Annotated in this window: 21 protein-coding genes; 16 read left to right on the forward strand and 5 right to left on the reverse strand. The window is 72.5% G+C overall.

All coding sequences use genetic code 11. The annotated features are described in order from the left end of the window. Positions 1–3: 3 nt before the first annotated feature. The 4 genes from ACFWPT_RS11390 to ACFWPT_RS11405 form a co-directional block, all read right to left on the reverse strand. Positions 4–384 carry a nuclear transport factor 2 family protein gene (locus ACFWPT_RS11390; protein ID WP_063352271.1) on the reverse strand — a complete coding sequence of 127 codons (381 nt, stop codon included), beginning with the start codon at positions 382–384 and terminating at the stop codon, positions 4–6. 122 nt (positions 385–506) lie between these two features. Further along, positions 507–3653 (reverse strand): amino acid adenylation domain-containing protein, encoded by a 3147-nt coding sequence (locus ACFWPT_RS11395; protein WP_380481297.1) that lies wholly within the window; start codon positions 3651–3653, stop codon positions 507–509. Next, the gene (locus ACFWPT_RS11400; RefSeq protein ID WP_380481300.1) at positions 3650–7918 is read right to left on the reverse strand and encodes an amino acid adenylation domain-containing protein; all 4269 of its coding nucleotides are present in this window, start codon (positions 7916–7918) and stop codon (positions 3650–3652) included. Before ACFWPT_RS11400 ends, ACFWPT_RS11395 begins: the two co-directional genes overlap by 4 nt. Then, positions 7915–9618, reverse strand: coding sequence for a condensation domain-containing protein (locus ACFWPT_RS11405; RefSeq protein ID WP_380481303.1), 1704 nt, complete (start codon positions 9616–9618; stop codon positions 7915–7917). The genes ACFWPT_RS11400 and ACFWPT_RS11405 overlap by 4 nt, the downstream gene beginning before the upstream one ends. 436 nt (positions 9619–10054) lie before the next feature. Here ACFWPT_RS11405 and ACFWPT_RS11410 point away from each other — a divergent pair, with 436 nt between their 5' ends. The 14 genes from ACFWPT_RS11410 to ACFWPT_RS11475 all read left to right on the forward strand — a co-directional run bounded on the left by ACFWPT_RS11410 (position 10055) and on the right by ACFWPT_RS11475 (position 22060). Beyond that, positions 10055–11572 (forward strand): AMP-binding protein, encoded by a 1518-nt coding sequence (locus ACFWPT_RS11410; protein WP_380481305.1) that lies wholly within the window; start codon positions 10055–10057, stop codon positions 11570–11572. Next, positions 11569–11838, forward strand: a complete 270-nt coding sequence (locus tag ACFWPT_RS11415; protein ID WP_331744340.1) for an acyl carrier protein — start codon at positions 11569–11571, stop codon at positions 11836–11838. Before ACFWPT_RS11410 ends, ACFWPT_RS11415 begins: the two co-directional genes overlap by 4 nt. Before the next feature lie 2 nt (positions 11839–11840). Further along, positions 11841–12887: an anthranilate phosphoribosyltransferase gene (locus tag ACFWPT_RS11420; protein ID WP_380368557.1), complete on the forward strand. Its 1047-nt coding sequence runs from the start codon at positions 11841–11843 to the stop codon at positions 12885–12887. Next, positions 12884–13687 carry a tryptophan synthase subunit alpha gene (gene trpA / locus ACFWPT_RS11425; RefSeq protein WP_380481308.1) on the forward strand — a complete coding sequence of 268 codons (804 nt, stop codon included), beginning with the start codon at positions 12884–12886 and terminating at the stop codon, positions 13685–13687. The genes ACFWPT_RS11420 and trpA overlap by 4 nt, the downstream gene beginning before the upstream one ends. Positions 13688–13763: 76 nt before the next feature. Next, positions 13764–14138 (forward strand): ectoine synthase, encoded by a 375-nt coding sequence (locus tag ACFWPT_RS11430; RefSeq protein WP_063352279.1) that lies wholly within the window; start codon positions 13764–13766, stop codon positions 14136–14138. Positions 14139–14150: 12 nt separating this feature from the next. Next, the gene (locus tag ACFWPT_RS11435) at positions 14151–15290 is read left to right on the forward strand and encodes an acyl-CoA dehydrogenase family protein (RefSeq protein ID WP_380340068.1); all 1140 of its coding nucleotides are present in this window, start codon (positions 14151–14153) and stop codon (positions 15288–15290) included. Positions 15291–15296: 6 nt separating this feature from the next. Further along, positions 15297–15971 carry an N-(5'-phosphoribosyl)anthranilate isomerase gene (locus ACFWPT_RS11440; protein WP_380481310.1) on the forward strand — a complete coding sequence of 225 codons (675 nt, stop codon included), beginning with the start codon at positions 15297–15299 and terminating at the stop codon, positions 15969–15971. Continuing rightward, entirely contained in the window at positions 15972–16763 is a 792-nt protein-coding gene (locus tag ACFWPT_RS11445; protein ID WP_380481313.1) for an indole-3-glycerol-phosphate synthase, read from the forward strand. A 4-nt stretch (positions 16764–16767) separates the two neighbouring features. Next, positions 16768–16983: an MbtH family protein gene (locus tag ACFWPT_RS11450; protein WP_380481316.1), complete on the forward strand. Its 216-nt coding sequence runs from the start codon at positions 16768–16770 to the stop codon at positions 16981–16983. A gap of 32 nt (positions 16984–17015) precedes the next feature. Then, positions 17016–18158, forward strand: coding sequence for a Glu/Leu/Phe/Val dehydrogenase dimerization domain-containing protein (locus tag ACFWPT_RS11455; protein WP_380481318.1), 1143 nt, complete (start codon positions 17016–17018; stop codon positions 18156–18158). A gap of 107 nt (positions 18159–18265) precedes the next feature. Beyond that, on the forward strand, positions 18266–18721 hold the full coding sequence (locus ACFWPT_RS11460) for a TIGR03618 family F420-dependent PPOX class oxidoreductase (protein ID WP_380481321.1): 456 nt from the start codon (positions 18266–18268) through the stop codon (positions 18719–18721). Positions 18722–18893: 172 nt separating this feature from the next. Beyond that, positions 18894–19742, forward strand: a complete 849-nt coding sequence (locus ACFWPT_RS11465; RefSeq protein ID WP_380481324.1) for a class I SAM-dependent methyltransferase — start codon at positions 18894–18896, stop codon at positions 19740–19742. Positions 19743–20097: 355 nt separating this feature from the next. Continuing rightward, positions 20098–21420, forward strand: a complete 1323-nt coding sequence (locus ACFWPT_RS11470) for a hypothetical protein (RefSeq protein WP_380481326.1) — start codon at positions 20098–20100, stop codon at positions 21418–21420. 109 nt (positions 21421–21529) lie between these two features. Further along, a complete protein-coding gene (locus ACFWPT_RS11475; RefSeq protein ID WP_380481329.1) occupies positions 21530–22060 on the forward strand; it encodes a GNAT family N-acetyltransferase in 531 nt (176 codons plus the stop codon). Positions 22061–22079: 19 nt separating this feature from the next. Here ACFWPT_RS11475 and ACFWPT_RS11480 read toward each other — a convergent pair whose 3' ends face one another. Next, complete coding sequence (locus tag ACFWPT_RS11480; protein WP_380481331.1) at positions 22080–23246, reverse strand: hypothetical protein; 1167 nt, start codon at positions 23244–23246, stop codon at positions 22080–22082. Between the two features lie 113 nt (positions 23247–23359). Between ACFWPT_RS11480 and ACFWPT_RS11485 the strand changes: the two genes are divergently transcribed. Beyond that, complete coding sequence (locus ACFWPT_RS11485; protein WP_079136622.1) at positions 23360–23692, forward strand: PadR family transcriptional regulator; 333 nt, start codon at positions 23360–23362, stop codon at positions 23690–23692. Continuing rightward, a complete protein-coding gene (locus tag ACFWPT_RS11490; protein ID WP_380481333.1) occupies positions 23689–24654 on the forward strand; it encodes a hypothetical protein in 966 nt (321 codons plus the stop codon). The genes ACFWPT_RS11485 and ACFWPT_RS11490 overlap by 4 nt, the downstream gene beginning before the upstream one ends. Positions 24655–24844 lie beyond the last annotated feature (190 nt).

Below are 24844 nucleotides of genomic sequence, written 5' to 3' on the forward strand. Positions count from 1 at the left end.
GCCTCAGACCGCCGGCACGTGGAAGAAGGTGTCCCGCGCGGCGATGCGGCCCTGCGGCGTCATCCGGAAGAAGTCCGCGAACCGCAGCTCGACCTCACCGCCGTCGTGCAGCACGCCGCGGAACAGGCCGTGCACCGCCACCTCGTCGTCGGTCGTGACCACGGTGGCCAGGGTGTGCACGCCGGCGCGGATCACCCGCTGGTCGCGGTAGAAGCGTTCCAGTTCGGCGTGCCCGACCATGGGTTGGTAGCCGGGGCGGTGGTAGCGGGCGTCCGGGGTGAACAGGGCGACCAGCGCGGGCACGTCCCCGGCGTCGACGAGCTGGTAGTACCGGCGGACCTGGGACACCCCCAGCGCCGGGGCCGTCAGGGTTTCCGGTGCCATCGGGGTCTCCGGTGTCGCGGGTGTCGCGGGTGTTGCCGGTGGTGCCGGCGTTTCGTCGGGATGGGAGAGGGTGTGGACCATGCCGAGGTGCTTCCTGTGATCGCTTGACCGCTTGATCGCTGTCAGAGTCGGGTACGTGGTGAGAGGGCCGGTACGGCCGCGGCGTCCGGGGCGTCCTTGAGCGCCTCGACCAGGCGCGCCGGTGTGGGTGCCTGGAACAGGGCGCCGAGGGTGAGTTCACGGCCGAACCTCACCCGCACCCTGTTGACCAGCCGGGTCGCGAGCAGGGAGTTGCCGCCCAGCGCGAAGAAACCGTCGTCGACGCCCACCGCGGGCCGGCCGAGCACCTCGGCGAACAGCGCGCACATCGTCTGCTCCGCCGGGGTTCGCGGCCCGGGCCCGGACGGTGCCGGTGCGAGCTCCGGGACGGGCAGCGCGGCCCGGTCGATCTTGCCCCTGGGCGTCAGGGGGAAGGCGTCGAGCGTGACGATCGCCGAGGGCACCATGTAGTCCGGCAGCGCCGCGCCGGCGTGCTCCCGCACTGCCGCCGGGTCGAGCCCCGAGTCCCCGGCCGGGACGACGTAGCCGATCAGACGCCGGCCGGGCGAGGTGCCCGTACCGGCGACCACGGTCGCCTGGGCGACGTCGGGGTGCCCGGCCAGCACCGCCTCGATCTCGCCCAGCTCGATGCGGAAGCCGTGGAGCTTGACCTGCTCGTCCGCGCGGCCGAGGAACTCGAGTTCCCCCTCGGCGTTCCAGCGGACCACGTCGCCCGTGCGGTACATCCGCTCGCCCGGGTCGCCGAACGGGCACGGCAGGAACTGGCCGGCCGTGCGGCGGGGGTCGTTCAGGTATCCGCGCGCCACGCCCGCACCGGCGACGTACAGCACGCCGGCCACCCCGGGCGGCACCGGCGACAGCGCCTCGTCCAGGACGTACACCCGCCTGTTGTCCACCGGTCGGCCGAGCGGGACGACGTCGGGCACGGGCTCGCCGGGGCGCAGCACCCTGCGCGTGGTGAACGTGGTGGCCTCGGTCGGGCCGTACCCGGCGACCACCACGGAGTCCGGACACCGTGCCAGGACGCGCCGGACGGCATCGGCCGGCACGATGTCACCGCCGGTCCACACCTGGCCGACCCCGGCCAGCGTGCTGGGGGACTCCTCGGCGAACACCCGGAACAGCCCGGCCGTCAGCCACAGCGCACCGACCCGGTGATCGACGATGAGCCGGTGGAGGTCCGAGAGCGCCAGCTCGCCGGGCGGGGCCACGACGACCCGGCCCCCGTTGAGCAGCGGCACCCACCACTCGTAGGTCGAGGCGTCGAAGGCGTGCGGGGAGTGTGCGAGGACCCGCGGGCCGCCCTCTTCGCGCCAATAGCGTTGCGCGGTCAGGCTGATGACGTTGCGGTGGGTCAGGGCCACGCCCTTCGGCGTGCCCGTGGACCCCGAGGTGTACAGGACGCACGCCAGGTGGTCCGGGCGCAGCGGCACGACGGGGTCGGTGGCCGGCTCGTCGGCGAGGCCGGGGTCGGCGTCGACGACCACGACCGCTGTGCCGTGGGACGGTGCGTCGTCCCGGGTGGCCCGGTGGGTGAGCAGCACCGCCGCCCCGGTGTCGTCCAGGACGCGGCGCAGGCGGGCCGTCGGGGCCCGGGTGTCCAGCGGCACGTAGGCGCCGCCGGCCTTGCTGACCGCCAGGACCGACACCACCACGTCGACGGAGCGTTCCATGAGCACCGCCACCGTGCTGTCGCAGCGGACGCCCAGGGCGATGAGCCGATGGGCCAGCCGGTTGGCCCGGTCGTTCAACTCCGCGTAGGACAGGGTGGTTTCCCCGCACACCACGGCGGGCGCATCGGGCGTGCGCGCGGCCTCGGCCGCGAAGGCCAGCGGCACGGTCGGGTGCGGCAGCGGCTGCGTGGTGCGGTTGACGGCCACGACGGTCCGCTGCCGTTCCTCGGGGGTGAGGAGGTCGGGCCGGCCGATCGGCCGGTCCGGGTCGGCGGCCACCGCATCCAGGAACCGGAGGAAGCGCTGCTGGTGGGCGGCGAGTTCGGCCTCGGAGTAGAGCGCGGGGTTCGCGTCGACGTCGAGCCGGGGCTCGGCGCCGTCGGAGCGGTCGTAGACGGAGAACGAGAGGTCCTCGACCGGCCCGTTGGACAGGTTGTGCACGGTGGCCCGGACGCCCGCGAAGTCCAGGTGGTAGTAGAAGGACATGATGTTGACGAGGGGCCCGAACAGGACCCGCTCCGACCTGGCCGGATCCAGCTCCCTGCGCAGGTCCTCGCTGCGGTGGCGCTGATGGCCGCGCAGGGCGGCGACCTCCTCGGCCACCTGTCGCGCGAGTGCGGACAGGCCCTGTTCCGGGTGCACGCGCAGCCGCAGCGGCACCACGTTCGCCACCATGCCGGGGACGGCCGGCCCGGAGGAGCCGGTGCGCCCGGTCACCGGCATGCTGAGCACGATGTCCCGTTCGCCGCTGAGGCGGTGGAGGTACGCGGCGACCGTTGCGGTGAAGGCGCTGGGCCAGCTCGCCCCGGCGGGTCGTGCGGCCCGCCGCAGCGCGGCCACGGTGGGCGCGTCGAGGGCGCTGGTACGGCGCAGGAAGCCGTCCGAGGCGGCCGCCGAGCGGCTGGCGAGGCTGACGGGATCAGGCCGGCCGGCCAACCGGGCCGCCCAGAACTTCCGGTCCTGTTCGGGCTGTTCCGACGCGTGGTAGGCGGCGTCGTGCGCCAGCAGGAGGCTCAGCGGCCCGAAAGCCGGTCCTGCCCCGCCCCTGCCCTCGACCAGTCCGGTGTAGGTCTTGGCGACGCGGCGCGCGATGAGCGACATGCTGAAGCCGTCGACCACGATGTGGTGGACGCGCTGGTACCAGAGGAAGCGGTCCGGCGCGACGGCGAACAGGGCCTGGCGGAACAGCCGGTCCCTGGTGAGCCCGAGCGGTGTGGACAGGTCGGCGCGCATCCAGCGCTCGGCCGCCCGCAGCGGATCCGGTGCCGAGGTGAGGTCGACGTGGTCCATCGACCAGTCGGGCGACGGGGTGACGACCTGCCGGGGGCCCTCGGCACCGTCGGTGAGGCGAACGCGCAGGGACTCGGTCTCGTCCACCACGCGCCGCACGGCCGTCTCGAACAGCTCCGGGTCGATCGGCCCGGGGATGTCCACGTACTCGCCGGTGTTGTAGGCGGGACTGCCGGGACGCAGGTGGTGGGCGAACCAGATGCCGGACTGCGCCGACGACAACGGCAGCTCGTGTCCGTCGCTCATCCGAGCTCCTCCAGGACGGCCGACAGGGCGTCGGCGAAGGGTGCGACGTGCGGCGGCGACAGCATGTCGTGGTGGTTGCCGGGCACCTCGACCACGCTCAACGCCCCCAGGGTGCGGTCGCGCCACCGGGCGGGGACCACGACCGGGGCGGCGAGCACGGGGTGCTCCTCGGCGCTCGTGAACAGGTGGATCGGTGTCCGCAGCCGTGCGGTTGAGCGGTAGCGTCGGGCGGCGTCGCCGTTGGTGGTGAAGACCCTTACCATGCGCCGCAGTTGGTCGGTGCGCACGCGCAGGGGGAGGCGCTCGCCGGCGTGCGCGTCGTGGAGCAGCAGGGACAGGGCGTCCTGCTCGTCGAGGTCTCCGATGGCTCCGACGGCTCCGGTGGGCAGCCCGGCGGCGAGCGCGAACCGGGCCGTCCCGTGCGCGTCATGGCCGTCGGGCCCGTCGGTGGGCCCGTCGGTGGCTCCGCTGGTGGACGCGTCGGTGAGCGCGGGCGCTCCGACGTCGATGATCCCGAGGAATCCCGGGGGGTTCCCCTCCTCCTCCAGCAGACGGGCCATCTCGAAGGCGACCAGCCCGCCGAAGGACCAGCCGGCCAGCAGGTACGGGCCGTCGGGCAGGACGGACCGCAGCTCCCGCAGGTAGCGCTGCGCCTGCTCCTCGACGGTGGCCAGTGGCGGCTCGTCGGTGTTGTAGCCGACGGCCTCCAGGCCGTAGACGGGCCGGCCGCCGACGAGCGGTTCGGCCAGGTGCTCGGCGAGGTGCTCGGCGAGGTGCTCGGCGAGATGGAGGAAGGAGCACACGTCGCCGCTCTGCGGGTGCACCAGGATCAGCGGCGCCCTGCGGTGGTCTCCTTCGGCCAGCGGGACCACGAGCCGGCGCAGGGCCTGCGAGGCGTTGGGCAGTTCCGCGCACAGACCCTCGACGGTGGGATGGCGGAACACCGTGTTCAGCGGCACGGTGACCCCCCACTCCCGCCGGATCGCCTCCACGAGCTCGACCGCCCTGAGCGAATGCCCGCCCAGCGCGAAGAAGTCGTCCCGGACGCCGACCCGCGGGGTGCCCAGCACGCGCTCCCAGATCCTGGTCATCAGGAGTTCCAGCAGGTCCCGCGGCGGTAGCGCACCCGCGTCGTGGCCGTGGCGGGCGGGCTCGGGCAGGGCCCCGCGGTCCACCTTGCCGTTCGTGGTCAACGGGATCCGGTCGAGTGCGGTCAGCGTCGTGGGCACCATGAACTCGGGCAGGGTCTCGCGCAGGGAGCGCCGCAGGACCGCCAGGTCACCGGGCCCGTCCTGCCACACCAGGTAGCCGGCCAGTTCGGCGTCCGTCCCGGTGCCCCGCACCGTCACCGTGGCCCTGGCGACACCGGGCTGCGCGCACAGCGCGGCCTCGATCTCGCCCAGCTCGATGCGGTACCCCCGGATCTTCACCTGCTCGTCGGTGCGGCCGAGGAAGACGAGGCTGCCGTCCGGCAGGTACCGCGCCAGGTCGCCGGTCCGGTACAGCCGGCCGCCGTCGGCACCGAACAGATCGGGCACGAAGCGCTCGGCGGTCAGCCCCGGCCGGTTGGCGTACCCGCGGGTGACACCGACCCCGCCGATGTGGATCTCACCCGGTACGCCGACGGGCACCGGGGCGCCCGCCGGGTCCAGCAGGTAGATCCGGAGGTTGCCCAGCGGCCGGCCGATCGGCACGGACCCTCCCGGCCGGGCCAGATCCCGGTCGGCGTCCACGCGCCGGGTGACACAGCCGACGGACGCCTCGGTGGGACCGTAGCCGTTCCACAGCGTGGAGACCCGGTCGAGGAGCCGCCGGGCCAGGGCGGGCTGGAGCGGTTCGCCCACGCAGATCGCCTGGAACCGGCCGCCCTGCCAGCCGCCGTCCAGCAGCAGGAGCCAGGTGGCCGGTGTGGCCATGAGCGTGGTGACGCCGAACTCGCGCATCATCTCCGTCAGGCGCGGGCCGTCCACCGCGACCTCCGACGGGGCGATCACCACGCTCGCGCCCCAGGCCAGGGGCATGAGCACCTGGGGGACGATGACGTCGAAGGAGATCGAGGCCACCGAGGCGACGACGTCGTCCCCGCCGAGGTCCAGCTGTCGGCCGCGGACCACCAGGTAGTTGACCACGCCCTCGTGCGGGACCAGCACGGCCTTGGGGCGGCCGGTCGAACCGGAGGTGTAGATCGAGTACGCCAGGTTGGCGGGCGTCGCGAGCGGCGGCAGCCGGTCCTCGGGCAGGGCCGCGATGAGCCCGGCCTCGTCGTCCGTCCACACCGTCGCGGCGCCGTGCTGCGGCAGCCGGTCGGCCAGGGAGCGCTGGGTGAGCAGCAGCGGCACTTCGGCGTCGGCGAGCATGAACGACATGCGCTGTGCCGGGAGGTCCGGGTCCAGCGGCAGGTAGGCGGCGCCCGACTTGAGGACGGCCAGCAGGGCCACGACCAGGTCCGCCGAGCGCGGCAGGCAGACGCCGACCAGGCGTTCCGGCCGCGCTCCCCGGGCTCGCAGGTGCCGCGCCAACTGGTTGGCCCGGCGGTCGAGTTCCCGGTAGGTCAGTCGCTGGGCGCCGCAGCGGACCGCCACCGCGTCGGGGGTCCGCCGGGCCTGCTCCTCGACCAGCTCGTGAACGCAGAGGTCCGTGGGGAAGGGTTCGTCGGTGGCGTTGGCGGCCACCAGCAGCGCTTCGCGCTCGGCCTCGGTGAGCAGGTCCAGGCGTGAGACGGGACGGTCGGGTTCGCCGGCCGCGGCGTCCAGCAGCCGCAGGTAGTGGCCGACCAGGCGTTCCACACTCGCGCGGTCGAACAGGTCGGTGTCGAAGGCCACGGTCCCGGTCGTCCCGGCTGTCCCGGTCGCGCCGGTCGTGCTCGTCGTGGTCGTCGCGCCGGTCGTGCCCGTCGTGGTCGTCGGCCGGTCGGCTATCACCAGGCTGAGGTCGACCTTGGCCGTGCCGTTGTCGACCTCGATCTGTTCGACCTCCGTCCCCACCAGCCGGAGGGCGGCGGCCGGGTCGGACAGGCCGGCGAACATCACCTGGAACAGCGGGTTGCGGTCGAGACCGCGGGCCGGCCGCAGCTCCTGCACCAGCCGTTCGAACGGCAGGTCCTGGTGCGCGTAGGCGTCCACGGCGGTCCGGCGGACCCGGTCGAGCAGCTCGGCGAAGCTCGGGTCGTCCGCGAGGTCGGTGCGGACGACCACGGTGTTGATGAACGAGCCCACCAGCGGGTCGAGTTCCGGACGCGTCCGGCCCGCGACGGGTGTGCCGACCGCCACGTCGGACTGCCCGCTGTAGCGGGCGAGCAGGGCCTGGAACGCGGCGAGCAGCGTCATGAACATCGTCGCGCCGTGCCGCCGGCCCAGCAGCCGCAACCGGCCGGCCAGTTCCTCGGGCACCGTGAAGGTGATCCGCTCGCCCCGGCCCGCGCGGACCGGTCCGCGCGGGCGGTCAGTGGGCAGGTCCAGCGGCGAGAGCCCGGACAACTGAGCGCTCCAGTAGTCCAGTTGGCTCCGCAGGCGTTCGCCGGAGAGCCGGGCCCGCTGCCAGTGGGCGAAGTCCGCGTACTGGATCCGCAAGGGGGGCAGCTCGTGCTCGCGGCCTTCCAGCCGGCTCCGGTACATCGCCGACAGGTCGTCCCACAGCAGCGGCATCGACCAGCCGTCGACGGCGATGTGGTGGACGACCACCACCAGGACGTGTTCGTCCTCGTCGACCCGCAGCAGTGATGCGCGCAGCAGCGGGGCGGTGGCCAGGTCGAACGGGCGCAGGATCTCGGACTGGACGAGATCGCGGGCCAGCCGCGTCCGGCGTTCCGCGGGCTCGGCCCGGAGGTCCGTGACGGGCAGGTCGAACGGCCGGGCCGGCTCGACCGAGGGGCTGGGGCGCCCGTCCCGCTCGGGGAAGGCGGTGCGCAGGACTTCGTGGCGCCGCACCAGCTCGGTGAGGCTGTGGCCGAGGGCGGCCACGTCCAGCGGGCCGTGCAGCCGGAAGACCTCGTGGACGTTGTACATCGCGGGGCCGGTGGACAGCCGCTCGATCAGCCACATGCGTTCCTGGGTGAACGACGTCACCTGCGCACCCGCCGGGCGGGGCGGGATCGCGGCCTCCGGCTCGCCCTCGGCGGCCCTGCTCCGGGCCGCGCGGACGCGCTGGTCGAGCAGGGCCCGTGTGGTGGCCGGCGTGGTGGCCGGTGTGGGGCCGGCCGACGGGGCGGCTCCGGGCGTGGAACCGGTCGGCTGGCCGGGCTCGGGGCGACTGTGCTGTGCCTTCACGGGTGACGGGCCTTTCCGGCGGGAAGCGGTTCCGCTTCGGCGGCGGCGCCGAGGTCCGCCAGCAACGCCGCGTCGATGCCGTCGGCGAGTTCGGCGACGGTCGGGTGGTAGAAGAGCAGGGCGACGGGCAGTTCGAGGTCGAGTGCCCGGCCGAGTCGGGACATGACCTTCGAGGCGAGGAGCGAATGGCCGCCCAGCTCGAAGAAGTCGCTGTCCACGCCGTCCGGGGTGACACCGAGCACCTCGGCCCAGGTCTCCAGCACGAGGAGCTCGGTCTCGGTGGCGGGGCCGGACTCGGGTTCGGTCTCGGTCTCGGTCCCGGGGGTGGCGGCGGGAGCGGGGCGGCTCACCCGGAGGCCGGGAGGGGTCTCCCACGCCGATATCGGCCGTTCGGGGCTGTCGACGAGCTGGTCGAGCAGGGCCCTGTAACCCTCGGAGAGTTGCCGCACCGTGTCACGGTCGAAGAGGTCGGCGGCGTAGCGGATGACGCCGGTGAAGCGATCGCCGCCGTCCGTCATGGAGACCTCGATGTCGAACTTCGCCACGTCGTTCGGCATCTGATGGTCACTCACCTCAAGCCCCAGGAGGCCGGACGGGAGCGCGGGCGGATCCTCCAGCTGGAACATGACCGTGAACAGCGGGTGTTGGCCGAGATCGCGTTCGGGCCGCAGCTCCTGGACCAGCCGTTCGAAGGGGACGTCCTGGTGGGCGTAGGCCTCCACCGCACCCCGCCGCACCCGGGCGAGCACGTCGGTGAAGCCGGGGTCGCCGGACAGGTCGGTGCGCAGGACGAGCGTGTTGACGAAGAAGCCGACCAGCGGCTCCACCTCGATCCGGGTCCGCCCGGAGATCGGCGTCCCGACCGTCACGTCGGCCTGTCCCGTGCAGCGCGCGAGCAGGACCTGGAAGGCGGCCAGCAGCGTCATGAACGGCGTCACCTCGTGGGTGCGCCCCAGTGCGCGTATTCGCTCGGCGAGTTCCGCCGGGATCTCGATCTCGACCTGGTCGCCCCGGCCTGACCACACCGCGGGGCGGGTTCGGTCCGTCGGGAGCAGCGACGGGCTCAGGTCCGCCAAGTGCTCGCGCCAGTAGGCGAGTTGGTCCAGCATCGCCGTTCCGGCCTGGTGGCTCCGTTGCCAGTCGGCGAAATCGGCGTACTGGACGGGCAGGTCCGCCAGGGCGATCGGCCGGCCGTCGACGGCGGCTCCGTATCCGGCGGAGAACTCCTGCCACAGCACCGACAACGACCAGCCGTCACAGGCGATGTGGTGCATCACCAGGAGCAGCAGGTGGTCGTCGGGGGCGATGCGGATCAGTCGGGCCCGCAGCATCGGAGCGGTCCCGAGGTCGAACGGGGTCGCCAGGTCGGCGGCCGCCAGCTCCCGGGCCCGCTGCCAGGCCTGCTCCGCCGGGGTGTGCGTCAGATCGGTGATCGTCGGCACGAAGGTCTCGACCGGCTCCGCGACGTGGCGCGGGCCGTCCTCGGTGTCGACGATCCTGCCGCGCAACACCTCGTGGCGCCGCACGACTTCGGTCAGCGCCCGGGTGAGCGCCCCCTCGTCCAGCCGGCCGCGCAGGCGTACCGCGGTCGGGACGTTGTGGTCCGGCCGGCCCGGCCGCAGCCGGTCGAGGAACCACAGCCGTTGCTGGGCGAAGGACAACGGGGTCGGAGCGTGCGCGCGCCGATCGGGACCAGGCATGACGGATGCACCTTTCACGGCGATCGGGAACGCTTCAGCGCCCCGGAAATCCCCTCGCCGATTCGCGACTTGGCGAACAGTACGGCGGATACTAGGTCGCTCCCGTCTCACTCCGCAAGATCGAGAACAGGGTTGCAGGCATCAAGACAATATTTACGCCAGTCCGCCGGAATCCTTATGTAGATCGAACACGCTCGACGGTTAGCATCGGCGCGGCCGGCCCGGCACCCTCTCTGACGTGCGGTCATGATGCGGATCGCGCACCCCACTTCCATGGACGGGCACCACGTGATAATTCTTCTGTCTCCAAGGGGCGACCGGGTGGGCCCCTTTCCTGTCGGGCCTTCATTGTTCCGAATAAGATCGGTGAACCCGTTGCATGAACTCATCCGTTGTATATGAACCCACCCCGTTGCATGAACTCGGAGAAGTCGTGATGCAGCAGCAGAGCCTGGTGGGTTCATTCGTCTCGCACGCCACCGGCCACCCCGGTGATCCGGCGCTGATATGGCGCGGAGAAGAGACGACCTACCGTGAACTCCACCAGCGGGCGGAGCGGGAGCGCGTCCGGATCGCCCGGCTCGCCCCGGGCGGGGACGAGCCGGTCGGCATCCCGGCCGCCAAGTCGCCCTCGACGATCGCCCTGGTGCTCGCCTGCCTGCTGGAAGGGCGGCGCTTCCTGCTGCTGCCCGCGCCCACACTGGAGGGGAGGACGTCCCACGCGCTGGTCGAGCAGGCCGGAATCCGGCACGTCCTGTCGCCGGAGAGCGACCAGGCGCCCGGACCCGGGTCGGGCGCCCCGGACCGGCCGGCGAAACCGGCAGCACCGCGCCGTACGGAGCCCGGCGACGTCTCCTTCATGTTCACCACCTCCGGTTCCACCGGACGGCCGAAGATCGTGCCGCTGAGCACGGGGGCGGTGGACCGCTTCACCGCCTGGGCCGGCGAGCAGTTCGGCATCCGCCGGGGAACGACGGTCCTCAACTACGCGCCGCTCACCTTCGACCTGTGCCTGCTGGACATCTGGACCACGCTCAAGTACGGCGGCCGCGTCGTCCTGGTCGATCCGGCCCGGGCCACCCAGCCGGGCTACCTGCTGGACCTCGTGTCCCGCCACGCGGTCCAACTCGTCCAGGCGGTACCGATGTTCTACCGTCTACTGGTCGACGCGGCCGCCGGGAGCGGCCGGCGCCTCGACACGGTCGAGCACGTCGTCTTCACCGGCGACAGCATGCCCGCCCGCTGCCTGGCCGAACTCCCGCAGCTGTTCACCGGCGCGCGGCTCCACAACGTCTACGGCTGCACCGAGACCAACGACAGCTTCCTGCACGAGGTCGACGGCACCGAGCCGGCGGACGGCCCGGTGCCGATCGGGCGCCCGCTGCCCGGAGTCCACGCGGTGATCGTCGGTGCCGACGGCGGGATCCTGACCGGGCCGGGAACCGGCGAGCTCCACGTCGCGACGCCCTTCCAGACCGACGGCTACCTGGACCGGGAGCAGGACGCGGACAGGTTCGCGACCCACCACCACGACGGGCAGGCCCGGCGCTACTTCCGCAGCGGCGACCTCGTACGGCGCGACCGGGACGGCCGCATCACCCTGGAAGGCCGCAACGACCACCAGGTCAAGGTCCGCGGCGTGCGGGTCAACACCCACGAGGTCGAGCAGGTGCTGCTCGACCATCCCGACGTCGTCGAGGCGGCCGTGGTGGCCGTGCCCGACCCGGTGGCCGGCCGCCTGCTGCGGGGCGTGGTCCGCCGCGCCCCGGACAGCCGGCTGAACTCGCTGGCGCTGCGCCGGCACTGCGCACAACGGCTTCCGCTCACCGCCGTCCCCTCGACCCTGCTGATCGTGGACGACCCGCTGCCCAGGACGTCCACCGGAAAGATCGACCGCACGCCCCTCCAGCTCGCCTCCTCCCCGTCCCAGCCAAACGAAGGAACGGCCACGTGAAACACGCCGCGGTAGTCACGCAGTTCATCATCGAGGAGTTCCTACCGGACGTCGGCGCGAACGAACTGGACGCCGACTACGACCTCGTGGACGGCGGGGTCATCGACAGCCTCGGCCTGCTCAAGACGATCGCCTGGCTCGAGGACTGCTTCGACCTGCGCGTCGAGGAGATCGACCTCGACCTCGACCCGGACAGCTTCCGCTCCGTCGGCTCGATCAGCAGGTTCATCGAACAGGCCCAGCAGCACCGGACGGACGCCCCCTAGTCATGCACGAGGTGCTGCGAGCGCTGATCGGCCGGGACCGCGCCGTCGTCGATCAGGAGATGTGGGGGTCCTTCTGGGACCAGCTGCGCGACGGCGCCCTCCGCTCCGGCGAGACGGTGGCGCTGCTGTCCTCGCTGTCCACCCGGATGCCCGATCGGGACACGCTGGTCGCCATGCTCCGCTCGCTGGACGAGCGACGGCCGGCCGTCGCCGCGCGGCTGGACCGCACGGCCAACATCGTCGGCACCGGAGGCGGGCCGGCCACGTTCAACATCTCCACCGCGGCGGCGTTCGTCGCCGCCGCCCTGGGCGTGCGCATCGTCAAGACGGGATCCCGCGCCTACACGAGCACCTGCGGCTCCCACGACCTGCTCGACCGCCTCGGCATCCGAACGACCACCTCGTACGAGCAGACCGACGACCTGCTGGAACGCTTCGGCATCGCCTTCCCCGGGAACTTCGTCTACCCGCGGGAGGTGGCGCTGCTGGCCCGGAGCATCGTGCCGATGGACCTGCGGATGATCGGCGGATTCATCAACTCCGTCGGCCCCTTCCTGGCCGCGGTGCCGGTCTCCGCCCAGCTCGTCGGCGTCTCGGACCATTCGCTGCTGCCGACTCTGGGCCGGGTCGCCGCCACCGTCGCCGACCGGAGGATCTGGCTGTGCTCCAACGAGCTGGGAGTCGACGAGCTCGTCAGCTCCGTCGACAACGTCGTCCTCACCAATGACGGCACCGACGCGATCCGGCTGCGGGCCGAGGCTGCCGCAAGCAGCACCGACCCGATCGCCGAACTACGGCCGACCGGAGCGGGAGAGGACGTGGTCGACCACTTCCTCGCCGTGCTCTCCGGAGCCGGGACAGCTCTCGCAACACGGACCGTCTGCCTGAACGCCGCCGCCCTGGCCGTCGCGAGCGGGCTGATCGACGGGTGGCCGGAGGCGATCAGGGCGGCCGACGACGCCCTCCGCAGCGGCGCCGCCCGCGACCTCGTCGACCGCCTGCGCGCGCACCCGGCGCGCCGCGCAATACCTACGGCGCGTGCGCGGTGAGCGGGTTCTTCGCGCGCCGGCCACCGGACCAGCCCGGCCTGGCGATGTTCCTCAACGCCGGAGACCCCCCGCTGCCCGTCCTGGCCGACGTCATGCGGATGCTCGACGACTGCCGCGTGGACTGCCTGGAACTGGCGGTGCCCTTCCCCGACTCGGTCACCGACGGGCCGGTCATCCGCCGATCGGCGCAGCGGGCCCTGGCCGACGGCGTCGGACTCGACGAGGTGCTCGGACTCCTCAGCGGGATCCTGCCCCGGCTGCGCCACCTGCGGGTGGCACTGCTGGCCGACTGGAGCCACACGGTCAGAGGCCCGACCGTGCCCGGCTTCGTCCGGCGGGTCGCCGACTCGGGCGTCGACGGGCTGCTGGTCCACGGCCTGCCACCGCGGCTACGGGCCGGCTACCTCGAAGCGGTGCAGGAGGCGGGGCTGCCCATGGTCGCCACCTGCTACGCCGCGTCGACGGCCGAGGTCAAGGCCGCGGCCGCCGAGAGCGCCACCGCGTACCTGTACCTGGTGGCCCACTACGGCCGCAGCGGCGGCACGCTCACGGCCGACCGCCACGAGCTGGCCGCCGCGCTGGCCGCACTGCGCAGGACGACCGCCGTACCGATCGCCGTCGGATTCGGCGTCCGCTCCAGGGCGGACATCGACCTGCTGCACGGCCTCGGCGCCGACGCCGCGGTCGTGGGCAGCGCCGGGGTCGCCCGGATCGAGCACGCCCTCGCCGAAGGGGCCGACGTGGTCGAGGAGCTCCACACCTTCGTACAGACCGTTTCGCCGTATTCAGCAAGCCGCTGATTCGGCAAGCCGTTCATTCAGCAAACCCCTGATTCAGCAAGCCACTCATTCAACAAGCCGCCAGGAGGCACACCCGATGATCGTCCGACGCCTTGACGAGGTGACCACCGTGGACTGGGGCAACGGGCTCAGCCGCAGGTTCCTTCTCGAATCCGACGGCCTGGGCTACACGATGACGGACACCACCGTCCGCGCCGGCACCAGGTCGAGGCTGGAGTACCGCCGCCACCTGGAGGCCTGCTACTGCATCGAGGGAACGGGCCAGGTGGTGAACGCCGACGGCACGTCCCACTCGATCGAACCGGGCACGCTGTACGCGCTCGACCTGCACGACGCCCACTTCCTGATCGCGGACCAGGACGCGGACCTCCGCCTGGTGTGCGTGTTCTCGCCCGCGTTGCGCGGCGACGAACGCCACAACCTGGACTCAGCCGATTTCTCCGAGTACTAACAGGACTGACAGATGATCAGGTGGAACGCCGACCAGATCGCTCTGGGCGAGGGGATCGCCCAGTGGTGCGAGGAGCTCAGCTCGGGCCATCTCGAAGGGGACGCGGAAGGCGCCTTCCCGTGGGACAAGTGGAAGCTGATCCAGAGGTCCGGAATCCTCGGCCTGCCGTTCGACGAGCAGTGGGGCGGGCTGGGCCAGGACCTGCTCACCACCATGCACGTGCTCGAACAACTCGGCACCGGGTGCCGTGACGGCGGACTGAACTTCTCGGTCGCCACCCACCTGGTCAGCGTCGGAGTCCCGCTGCAGCGGTTCGGCTCGCCGGAGCTCAAGGCGCGCCACCTGCCGGGGATCTGCTCGGGAGAGACGATCGGGGCGCACGCGATCAGCGAGACCGAGAGCGGCTCCGACGCGCTGGCGATGAGGACCACGGCCACCCGCGAGGGCGACGGCTTCGTGCTGCGGGGCGGCAAGGCCTTCATCACCAACGGCCCCGTGGCCGACGTGTTCGTGGTCTACGCGCGCACCCACCCGAAGGCCGGCCCGCTCAGCATCACCGCCTTCGTCGTGGAGCGGGACACCCCGGGGCTCGTCGTCGGGCCGCCCGTCGCCACCATGGGGCTGCGGACGGCACCACTGAGCGAACTGCACTTCGACGACTGCCGGATCCCCGCATCCGCCGTGATCGGCCGGGTCGGATCCGGGTTCCTGGTCCTGGACCACGTGATGAAGTGGGAGATCCTCTGCTCCTTCGTCATCAACACCGGGCAGATGCGGTACCGGCTCGACCGCTGCGTCGAATACGCCAAGGAGCGCGTCCAGTTCGGCAATCCGATCGGCTCGTACCAGTCGGTCTCCCACAAGCTCGTGGACATGAGCATCGGCCTGGACACCGCGCGGAAGTGGCTCTACGACACGGCCGTCCGGCTGACGGAGGGCGAGAACGTCACGCGGGACATCGCCGTCAGCAAGGTCCTCACCAGCGAGAGCAACCTCTCCTCCGCACTGGCCGCCGTGCAGATCTTCGGCGGCAGCGGGTACCTGGCCGAGTACGGGCTGGAGAAGGACGTGCGCGACGCGGTCGCCGGCCCGATCTACTCGGGCACGTCGGAGATCCAACGCAACCGCATCGCCGCCATGTTGGGGTTGTGACACCTGATGCTGGTCAAGATCTGCGGAGCCACCTCGGCCGAGGACGTGGCATCGCTCGACAGTGCCGGAGCCGACTTCGTCGGTCTGTGGCACGGCGTCCCAGGAGGCCGTGCAGATCTGACGCTCAGTCAACTGACGTCCCTCGCTGACGCCGTGCACCGAACGGAGCGAATGCATCCGGTCCTCGTGACCTTCCTCAAAGACGCCGGGACGCTGCGCGCGGCGACGGCCGCGGCCCGGGTCCGGTGGGTCCAACTGCACGGCTACCAGCCGCCGGGCCTGGTCCGCGCCCTGAAGGGCACCACGGACCTCACCGTGGTCAAGGTGCTGCACCTCGGTGCGGACACCCGCGCGGAGCGGTCCCTGATCGCGGCGTACGAGCGGGCCGGAACGGACCTCTTCCTGCTGGACGCGGTGGCCGGGGACGGCCGGATCGGCAGTACCGGGCAACCGGCGGACTGCGGGGCCGTCATCGAGTTCGCGGACCGCCTCTCGCGGCCCTTCCTGCTGGCCGGCGGCATCTCGGCCGACAACCGGGAGGACTACCGGGCCGTGCTGGACCACCCCCTGTTCCTGGGCATCGACGTGGACACGGCGGCCAGGGACGTCGACGGGCGGCTGAGCACCGATCTGGTCACGGCCGTACGGCGCGGCTGGCACGATCCGAAAGCGAGGGTCTAGATGACGGCCGCGTTCATCGAGGCGCTGCTGGACGCCCGCCGACCGGTGATCATGGAGCTCAAGCGGCAGGACGCCGCCGGACACGACCTGTTCGGTGGCAGGTCGGCCGCCCGTCTGGTCGCCGACTACCAGGACGTCGGCGCACCCTGCCTGTCCGTGGTGACCGGCCGGTGGTTCGGCGGCACCCCGGACCTGCTGCACGAGGTCGTGGCAGCGACGGACCTGCCCGTGCTCCAGAAGGACTTCATCACCCGCCGGAGCCAACTGCACCAGGCCCGCGAGAGCGGCGCGTCCGCGGTCCTGCTCACCGCCGCGCTGCTGCCGCGCGCCACCCTGGGCCACCTGGTCGAGCTCGGCCTGAGCCTGGGGCTGACGCCGTTCGTCGAGGTCACCACCGAGGAGGAGATCGGCCGCGTGCCGCGCGCCGAGGAGTGCGTGGTCGCGGTGAACAACAAGGACATCGCCACCCGCGAACGCGGCGCGGGCGACCTCGGGCGCAGCTCGTCACTCCTGCCCGCGGTGCTGCGCAGCGGCACCCGGTGCCCGGTGAGTGCCGGGGCGATCCGCAGCCCCGACGAGGCCGCCCGCCTGCTCAGTGAGGGCTTCGCCGGCGTGCTCATCGGAACGGGCCTCCTGCGCGCCGCCAGCCTGCCGGCATGGCTGGACGACCTCGACGCCCACCTCGACGCCCGTCCTGGCACCCGCCTCGACCCCCGTCTCGACGCCGGCCGCGAACCGGCTCCACCCGTCCGCCGCCCGGCGGACCCCCCGACCACCGACATCTGGAGGTAACAGCATGGCCAGCGAAGCATCCGAGCAGTGGAAGGTCGTCGTCAACGACGAGGAGCAGTACTCGATCTGGTCCGCCGACCGCGAGTCGCCGGCGGGCTGGCGCGAGGTCGGTGTGCGGGGTGCGAAGGACGAGTGCCTCGCGCACATCGAACACGTGTGGACCGACATGCGCCCCCGCAGCCTGCGCCTGCGGTCCGTCCCGGAGGACGGTGCGCAGTGAACCGGACGCTCGCACCGCACGGTGCGCGCCCGGTGGCCGAGCCCCTGCTCACCACCACCCTGAACCTCCCGGAGTGCCAGGCCCGGGGCTGGGTCGTCGTCGACTCCATGGTCGACGGCCTGGCCCTGGGCGGCACCAGGATGACCCCGACGGTGACCGAGCAGGAGCTGGCCGGGCTCGCCAGGGCGATGACCCACAAGCTGGCACTGGTCGGCCTGCCCATCGGTGGCGCCAAGGCCGGCATCGCACCCGATCCGGGCGCCACCGTCGAACGGCGGGCGGTGATGCGGGGGTTCGGCCGCGCCGCGGCCCCGCTGCTGAACGGCGGGGTGTACCTGGGGTGCGACCAGGGCACCACCTACGCCGACCGGCAGGTCGCCTTCGAGGCCGCCGGGTACGACGTCACCCGCCGCCCCGGCACCACCCGTCTCACCGTCGACTGGGCCGAACTGTGGGACCGCATGGCCGACATCACCGGGTTCGGCGTGGCCGTCGCGGTGCTCGGCGCCCTACGGGCCTCCGGTGCGCGGACCCCGCAGCGCATCGCGATCCAGGGCTTCGGCACCGTCGGGCGCGCGGTGGCCGGCCACCTGGCCGCCCACGGCCACTCGGTGGTGGCCGTGGCCGACGTCCGGGGCACCATCGAGGACCAGCGCGGACTGCCCGTCGCCGAACTCGCCACGCTCACCAGCAGCGACGGCACGATCGACCGGAACCGGCTGCCCGCCCGGGTCACCGTCCACGGGCCCGGCCAGGCGTGGCTGCACGTCGACGCCGACGTGCTGGTGCTGGCGGCGTCCGCCTCCGCGGTCGACGAGGAGGCGGTGCCGGCGGTCCGGGCCGGCCTGGTGGTCGAGGGCGGAAACCTCAGCTGCACCCCACCCGCCCGCCGGTTGCTGCGCGAGGCCGGCCACACCGTCCTGCCGGACGTGGTCGTCAACGTCGGCGGGGCGGCGGCGACCGGGTGCGTGCTCGCCGGGCTGGCCCCGTCCGACCTGCCGCTCCCGCAGTTGTCCGCGTGGCTGCGCGAGTGGGTCTCCAGCAGGATCGCCCGGAACTGCGAGCTGGTGCAGGAGCTGAGCACCTCGGGCAGCGCCGATCCGGTCGCCCAGCTCCTCGGTTCGCGCGGAGCCCCGGTCGGCGCCTCCGAACCGGAGGTACCGGCCGAGCGGTGACCCGCCGGGAGGACGCCCCCTCGCGGCTTCACTCGAACGTGGCTCCACTCGAACGTGGCTTCACTCGAAGCGGACCGCGCCCCCTTCGTGGTTGCTAGCCTCCCGGGATGACCGCGACATTCGACGAAGCCGTCCGCGCCCGGCTGCGGGCACCCAACATCTGGTACGTCGGCACCGTGTTCGCCGACGGAGCACCGCAGGTCAGCCCGATGTGGGTGGATCTGGAGGGCGAGGGGGAACTGACGTTCAACACCTCGGTGGGGCGGGTGAAGGAGGAGAACCTCCGTCGCGACCCGCGCGTCTACCTCTCGCACGCGGACGCCACCGATCCCTTCGACCGCGTGCAGATCAGTGGCGTGGTGGCCCGCTTCGTCGAGGGCGAGGAGGCACGCGACCGGATGGACCGGCTGGCCCGCAAGTACCTGGGCGTCGAGCGCTACGAGTGGACCATGCCGGGTGAGCAGCGGGTCGCGGTGATCGTGCGCGCGCTCAAGGTGCGGCACATCGTCGGGGTGGAGCGCTTCCGTCCCGGCGGGCCCGTCCCCGTCCCTGCCCCTGAGTAGTGCTCCTGCCCTCGCCGCCTTCGCCTCATCAGCGACTCATCAGCGACCGAAGCGACCGAAGCGACTCAAGGTTGGCGGTCAGTGCGCGCATGCGCGGCCGGCCGCGCATGAACCCGGCTCCACTCATCAGGCCTCATCAGGCCCCTCGGGATCGATCATCTAGGCTGGCGCGGTGACTGATGAGCAGGAGCGGGTGCAGCCGTCGGGAGTGTGGGCCACGGCGGTGGGGGTGGCCAGGGTGCGGGCGCTGGAGACCGAGCGGGTGGACGCGTTGTTCCGCGACCCACTGGCCCAGGCCTTCGCCACCGCCGGCGGCCTGTGGCCCTCCTCGCCGCCCCCCGCTGACGAGGCCGCGCGCCGCCGTCGGCTGGCCGTGTCGTACTCCATCGTCATCAGGACGAAGTTCCTCGACGACCTGTTGCAGCGGGCCTCCGCGTCCGGGGTCCGGCAGGTCGTGCTGCTCGGCGCCGGCATGGACAGCCGCGCCTTCCGGATGGACTGGCCCGAGGGCACCCGGCTGTTCGAGGTCGACACCGCCGCGCCACTGGACTTCAAGGCCTCGGTGCTGCGCCAGGAGCAGGCCGTCGCACGCTGCGAGCGGATCACCGTCGCGGCGGATCTGCGGGAGGACTGGCCGGGCGCGCTGGCCGCGGCAGGGCACGACCCGGCCGCGCCGACCGTGTGGATCGCCGAAGGACTGCTGATCTATCTGCCCGAGGACGCGGTGGAGCTGCTGCTGGCCCGGATCAGCGCGCAGTCGGCGGCAGGCAGCCGGATGGGGCTGACCTTGGGCTCGCGCGGCGTGATCGAGCGCTTCGGCGCGGACTCCGTACCGGGCTCGGCGGCGTCCATGTGGGTCTCGGAGATGCCCGACGACCCGGTGGACTGGCTGGCCGGGCACGGCTGGGAGGCCGACACTCACACCCTGCGCGAGCGCGCTGCCGCCTACGGCCGCCCGGTCAACACCCCGCCGCAGCGCGAGGAGCAGCCCGGCGGACTGGTCTCGGCGGTCCGCCGGTAGAGCGCCTCCCGGTTCCCCGGATCATCGATTCCAAGGGGGCCCGATCCACCCAACAGCCGCCCGAACGCTGCCACTTCACGTATGTGCGGGCCCGTGGCCGCCACGTCCAGCGCGTTCCGGCAAAGGGTTCGTCAACGGTCATTCCTTCGCTGCCGAATCCCGCAGGTGGCATGCCCACCGGGTCCGGCCGGACCGGCATTCGCCGTGGTCGGGAGGTGGAGGGGAGTTGGCGAAATCGTGTCCATGGTCGGTCCGGCCCCGTTGACCGCCGGTACGGCCGGGCGGTTGGCTCGCCCCGAGCCGGCCGACGGGGGCGGGAGGCGGCACGGCCCGAGGCAAGGGGAGGACGGTTCAGGTGGAACGGACGAACGCGAGGACCCGCGGCCGGTGGGCGGTACGGGCCGGCAGCGTGCTGGCGGCCGCACTCCTGGCCGCCACCACGGCCCAGGTCCGGGCCCAGGCCGCGCCGCTCCCGGGGGGCACCGTCACGGTGAACGTCGCCCCCGACGGCACCCCGGCCGACGACTGGTCGGAGCCGCTCGGCCTGAGCGCCGACGGCCGCTACGCCCTCTTCACCTCGCTGGCCGCCAACCTGGTGCCCGGCGACACCAACCGCCTGTACGACGTGTTCGTCCGCGACCTGTGGACCGGGCGCACCGAGCGGGTGAGCCTGGCCGACGACGGCAGCCAGCTCGACGGCTCGACCAACCAGGCGGCGATCAGCGCCGACGGCCGGTACGTGGCCTTCAGCACGAACGCCACCGACGTCATCCCGGGGCGGCACGGCGACGGCCGGTTCGACGTCTACGTCCGCGACCGCTGGACCGGCCGCACCGAACCGCTCACCGCGGGCACCGGCGCCGGCAACTCGCTCGACCCGGCGATCAGCGCCGACGGCCGGTACGTCGCGTACACCTCGGACCGCGCCGACCTCGCCCCCGGCACCCGGCCCGGCGTCCAGAACATCCACCTGACCGACCGCCGCACCGGCACCACCCGCCTGGTCAGCACCGGCCGCGACGGCACCGCCGCCGACGGCGGCTCGGTCGAGCCCTCACTCAGCGCGGACGGCCTGACCGTCGCCTTCCGCTCCAAGGCGACCAACCTGCTGCCGACCGCGCCCACGACGGCCGCAACAGCCACGGCCACGGCCGCCACCAAGCCCCCACCCGCACGGCAGCTCTTCCCGCTCTACACCTACGACGCGCGCACCGGCCGGATCCAGGGCGCCAGCATCGACGCCACCGGCACCCTGCGCGACGCCGCCAAGGCCGGACGCCTCAGCCCCGACGGCCGCTTCGCCCTCTTCCGCGTCTTCGAGCGCGAGCAGGACACCGTCCAAGTCCGCCTCTACGCCCGCGACCTGCGGACGGGCACGGTGACCACGGTCTCCGCCGTCGACTCCCAGCCCGCCGTCATGACCGCCGACGACCGCTGGGTCTACTTCGCCTCCGACTCCGCCGCTCTCGTCCCCGGCGACACCAACGGCGTCGCGGACGTCTTCCGCCGCGACCTGTGGACCGGCCGGATCGAACGCGTCAGCACGGCGGCCGACGGCAGCCAACGGCCCGGCGCCTCCACCACCCCCAGCGTGGACGCCCTCGGCACGACGGTCCTGTTCAGCACCCTGAACGGAACCGGCGCGGAGCTCCTGGCCCGCCGCCTGCCGCCACTCTGACTTCGATCGAACTCCCCTCTCCGACACTTCCGATGACGGCGACGGTGCAACGCGCCGGAGAGGGTCCAATTCGGTTGAGCGGCCGACACGATCCTGGTAGCAATGTGACATGATACAAGGACTCAAGGTCGCCCTTCGCGCGCGCCACGAAAGCGACGTCGCCGTTCTGCAAACCGAGCTGTACGACGACGTCGCCACCCGCTCCCGGGCCGACACCCGCCCCTGGCGGCCCATCTCGCCGGGCACGGCAGACTCCCCCTACGCGCCGACCCCGCCCTCGGAGGACGCGGCCTGCTTCTCCGTACTGGAGCTGGCCTCAGGGGAGTTGGCCGGGGAGGCCGTGCTCTGGGGCATCGACACCCACAACCGCACAGCCCACCTCGGGATCGCCCTACGCCCCGGCCTGCGCGGCCGGGGCCTGGGCACGGATGTGGTCAGGGTGCTCTGCCAGTACGGCTTTGCGATACGCGGCCTGCACCGGCTTCAACTGGAGACCCTCGCCGACAACACCCCGATGATCGCGGCCGCCCGCAGGGCCGGCCTCACCCTGGAGGGAACCCTCCGCCGATCCGCCTGGGTGTGCGGCGAGTTCGCGGACGAGGCCGTCCTCGGGCTCCTCGCCGACGAGTGGAGGCCATGAGGCTCGCCGCAGCACCGCCCTACCAGTCGCGGACGGATTCGCAGCCCTCGATCAGGCCGTCGCCGGCCCAGGCCAGATCGGCTTCCGACTCGGCTGCAGCCTCGGTGATGATGGCGCCGAGCGCGTCGTAGAGCTCTTCGCGCTCAACGGTCTCGATGAATCCGGCGCGCGCGTCGAGCTCGTTGAAGGCTTCGCCGAACTGCTCCCCGAGCTCGACGAGCCTCGGCGTCAGGACGTCCGCCGAATCCCCCGAAGCCCCCGAAGCCAGCACAGCCAGCACCGCGCGCCGCGTCGCCCTGTACTGCGCCAGCGCCTTCTTGTAGACCGCGGCGCTGATCTGCTCGCGGCCGTCCCAGTTCCGGAGCGGATTGTTGAGGTTCTCGGCGAGCCACTGGGGCTTGCGGGGCTTGGCGACCGTGAGGTAGACGCCCTGGCGCTCCTCGGGCCGCCAGAGCCTCCTCATCGCCGTCGCATACTCCGCGGGGACACTGACCAGTTCCAACTCCTCCAGCGCCGGAACACGCCCCGGCAGGAGGCAGTCCGCCTCGACCATCCCGAAGACGTCGGAGAGCCTGAGGTGCTTCAGCGAAGTCAACTCGTTGAGGCTCGATGCCGATGACAAGGTCACCGGCCCGCTGAGCGTCAGGCCGGTCAGCGCGGGATACCGCTCGACGAGCCGCGCACAGTCCAGCGATTCCACAGCCCGAACGTTCAGCCGACGCGTCTCCTCGTCAGGATCTGCGGGCCCCGCGGGAGAGTCGTTCAACTCAGCGCCGGTGATGCTCTTCGCCCACGGGTCACGCCACTGCGACTCGTCGCCCTGCCGTCGGCGCCGCGCCAGGGCCAGATCGAGCCCCATGCCCCACCCGAACGCGTAACTGTTCGGCGGCTGGCCGTGCAGCAGCGGCAGCGTCCCGATGACCTTGCAGCTCCGAGGGAGCACCCACTCGTAGGAGCAATGCGCCGGACCGAAAGGACCCCAAAGCGGCACGACTTCGCCGAGCTCCGCCACGGACATCGGCTCCGGGCCGGACCAGTCGAGGTGCAGGACGCCCGCGCGCTGGTGGTCCGGGTCCAGATCGGTGATCTGTGCCGCTGTCCACTCGCCGAGGTACTCGGAGAACGCCGCGACGACATCGCCCGGGACGATGGGCCTGGGAGGTGCTGGTTCCTTGACAGTAGCCATGCCCCGCACACTATTCGGCACCACCCACAACGACGTCCGCATCGTTTCGCGGGGGCCTTGCCAGACACTACGGTCGCCGTACTATGGTGTGGGACGTGAAGAACAAACGCTCCATGCAGGAGCCGACCTTCCTGCTCCTCACCGCTCTGGCCGACCGGCCCCGGCACGGCTACGCGCTCGGGGACGAGGTCGCCGCGATCTCCGAAGGCCGGGTACGGCTCGGCGCCGGCAGCCTGTACGGCACCCTCGACCGGCTCCTGGCCGAGGGACTGATCCGCGTCGAGCGCGAGGAGACGGTGGACGGGCGCCCCCGGCGCGTGTTCGCCCTCACCCCGGACGGTGAACAGTCGCTCAGGAACGAGGCCGAACGCCTGCGCTCCGCACTGCGCGAGGCCGACCGGCGCCTGACCCAGACCTGGACCCGTCCCGCAGGAGGCACGGCATGACCTCGAAGCACCCCTTGAACACGCGCCTGCTGCAACGGGCCCTCCGGCTGTACCCGGCCTCCTACGGCGCCGGTGCACTCGCGGAGGTCGCCGACCTCGCCCAGCACCGGATCGCCGGCTCCGGCCCCGCGACGGGACTGCGCGAGGTGGCCGACGTCGCCGGGCACGGGGCCCGGCTCCGACTGGGCATGGTCTCCCACCGGCCGCCGGGCCGGGCGTTCGCCACCGCGGCGCCGCTCGCCGCGATGCTGGCCGGAACGTACGCGGCGACCTACCTGTGGCGGAACCTGCGGCTCGCCATCAGCCCCGAGTCCCCTGGCTTCCCCGCCGGAGCCCCGGCGGGAGGCGCGATCCTGGCGGCGACGTCGCTGCTCGTCCCCGCTGTGCTGACGGCGTGCGCGGTCGTGGCCGGCCGCTGGTCGGCCGCACGGGCCCTGGCCCTGGTGTCGCTGGTACTGGCACCGCTGTTCTACGCCATGTGCCGCCTCGGGCTGCTCGACCTGGACTTCCGCACCGCGGCCGAACTCGGCCTCGGCCCCCGGGGGTTCGGGCTGATCGCGCTCAACACCCTCGTCCTCCTGGTCGCCCCGCCGGACCGGACCCGCAGGACCGGTGCCGGGCTCTGGCTGGTCGCCGCCATGGTCACGGCCCTGGGCATCGGCGCCACGATCACCGGCGAGTCCGCCGAGCGGCTCCTCACCTCCGGCTTCGGCACCTGGGCCCCGCTCGCCACCGGCGCCGCCCTGGCCTTCACCGCCCGGACGGCCGGGAACGCGGCCCTGGCCGCGACCGTCCTGGCGGCACCGCCCGTACTCACCCCCGTACTCCTCGGCGGCCACGCGTCGGTCGCGGCGATGGTGCCTCAGCTCCTCATCCCGTCCGCCTTCGGCTACCTGACGGCCCGAAGCGCGATCCTCCTCATCGGCCGCCTCCCCCGACGGGGCCGCCTCTCCCGCCCCTGACCGGCTCCGCCCCCCCCGGGGTGAGCCCAGCCGGCCGGAACTCGGCGAAGGCCCGCGAGCCGAGGTGCTGCAACGATGCCGGTAGGTCCGGACATCGGCCTGTCGGAACAGCCGTTGTGATGTCGAGGCGCTCGCCCTGGAACTGACGGCCACCGAGGTACCACCACCCGACTCCATCCGCGACCGGGGC

The organism is Kitasatospora sp. NPDC058478 (genome assembly GCF_042720345.1).
In the GTDB taxonomy this organism is placed as follows: domain Bacteria; phylum Actinomycetota; class Actinomycetes; order Streptomycetales; family Streptomycetaceae; genus Kitasatospora.

Coding starts and splice junctions, on each gene's coding strand:
- ACFWPT_RS11450 (WP_380481316.1), top strand. CDS start 16,768: ATGGCCAGCGAAGCATCCGAGCAGTGGAAGGTCGTCGTCAACGACGAG.
- ACFWPT_RS11490 (WP_380481333.1), top strand. CDS start 23,689: ATGACCTCGAAGCACCCCTTGAACACGCGCCTGCTGCAACGGGCCCTC.
- ACFWPT_RS11480 (WP_380481331.1), bottom strand. CDS start 23,246: ATGGCTACTGTCAAGGAACCAGCACCTCCCAGGCCCATCGTCCCGGGC.
- ACFWPT_RS11445 (WP_380481313.1), top strand. CDS start 15,972: ATGACGGCCGCGTTCATCGAGGCGCTGCTGGACGCCCGCCGACCGGTG.
- ACFWPT_RS11410 (WP_380481305.1), top strand. CDS start 10,055: ATGCAGCAGCAGAGCCTGGTGGGTTCATTCGTCTCGCACGCCACCGGC.
- ACFWPT_RS11435 (WP_380340068.1), top strand. CDS start 14,151: ATGATCAGGTGGAACGCCGACCAGATCGCTCTGGGCGAGGGGATCGCC.
- ACFWPT_RS11405 (WP_380481303.1), bottom strand. CDS start 9,618: ATGCCTGGTCCCGATCGGCGCGCGCACGCTCCGACCCCGTTGTCCTTC.
- ACFWPT_RS11420 (WP_380368557.1), top strand. CDS start 11,841: ATGCACGAGGTGCTGCGAGCGCTGATCGGCCGGGACCGCGCCGTCGTC.
- ACFWPT_RS11440 (WP_380481310.1), top strand. CDS start 15,297: ATGCTGGTCAAGATCTGCGGAGCCACCTCGGCCGAGGACGTGGCATCG.
- ACFWPT_RS11390 (WP_063352271.1), bottom strand. CDS start 384: ATGGCACCGGAAACCCTGACGGCCCCGGCGCTGGGGGTGTCCCAGGTC.
- ACFWPT_RS11485 (WP_079136622.1), top strand. CDS start 23,360: ATGCAGGAGCCGACCTTCCTGCTCCTCACCGCTCTGGCCGACCGGCCC.
- ACFWPT_RS11460 (WP_380481321.1), top strand. CDS start 18,266: ATGACCGCGACATTCGACGAAGCCGTCCGCGCCCGGCTGCGGGCACCC.
- ACFWPT_RS11395 (WP_380481297.1), bottom strand. CDS start 3,653: ATGAGCGACGGACACGAGCTGCCGTTGTCGTCGGCGCAGTCCGGCATC.
- ACFWPT_RS11430 (WP_063352279.1), top strand. CDS start 13,764: ATGATCGTCCGACGCCTTGACGAGGTGACCACCGTGGACTGGGGCAAC.
- ACFWPT_RS11475 (WP_380481329.1), top strand. CDS start 21,530: ATGATACAAGGACTCAAGGTCGCCCTTCGCGCGCGCCACGAAAGCGAC.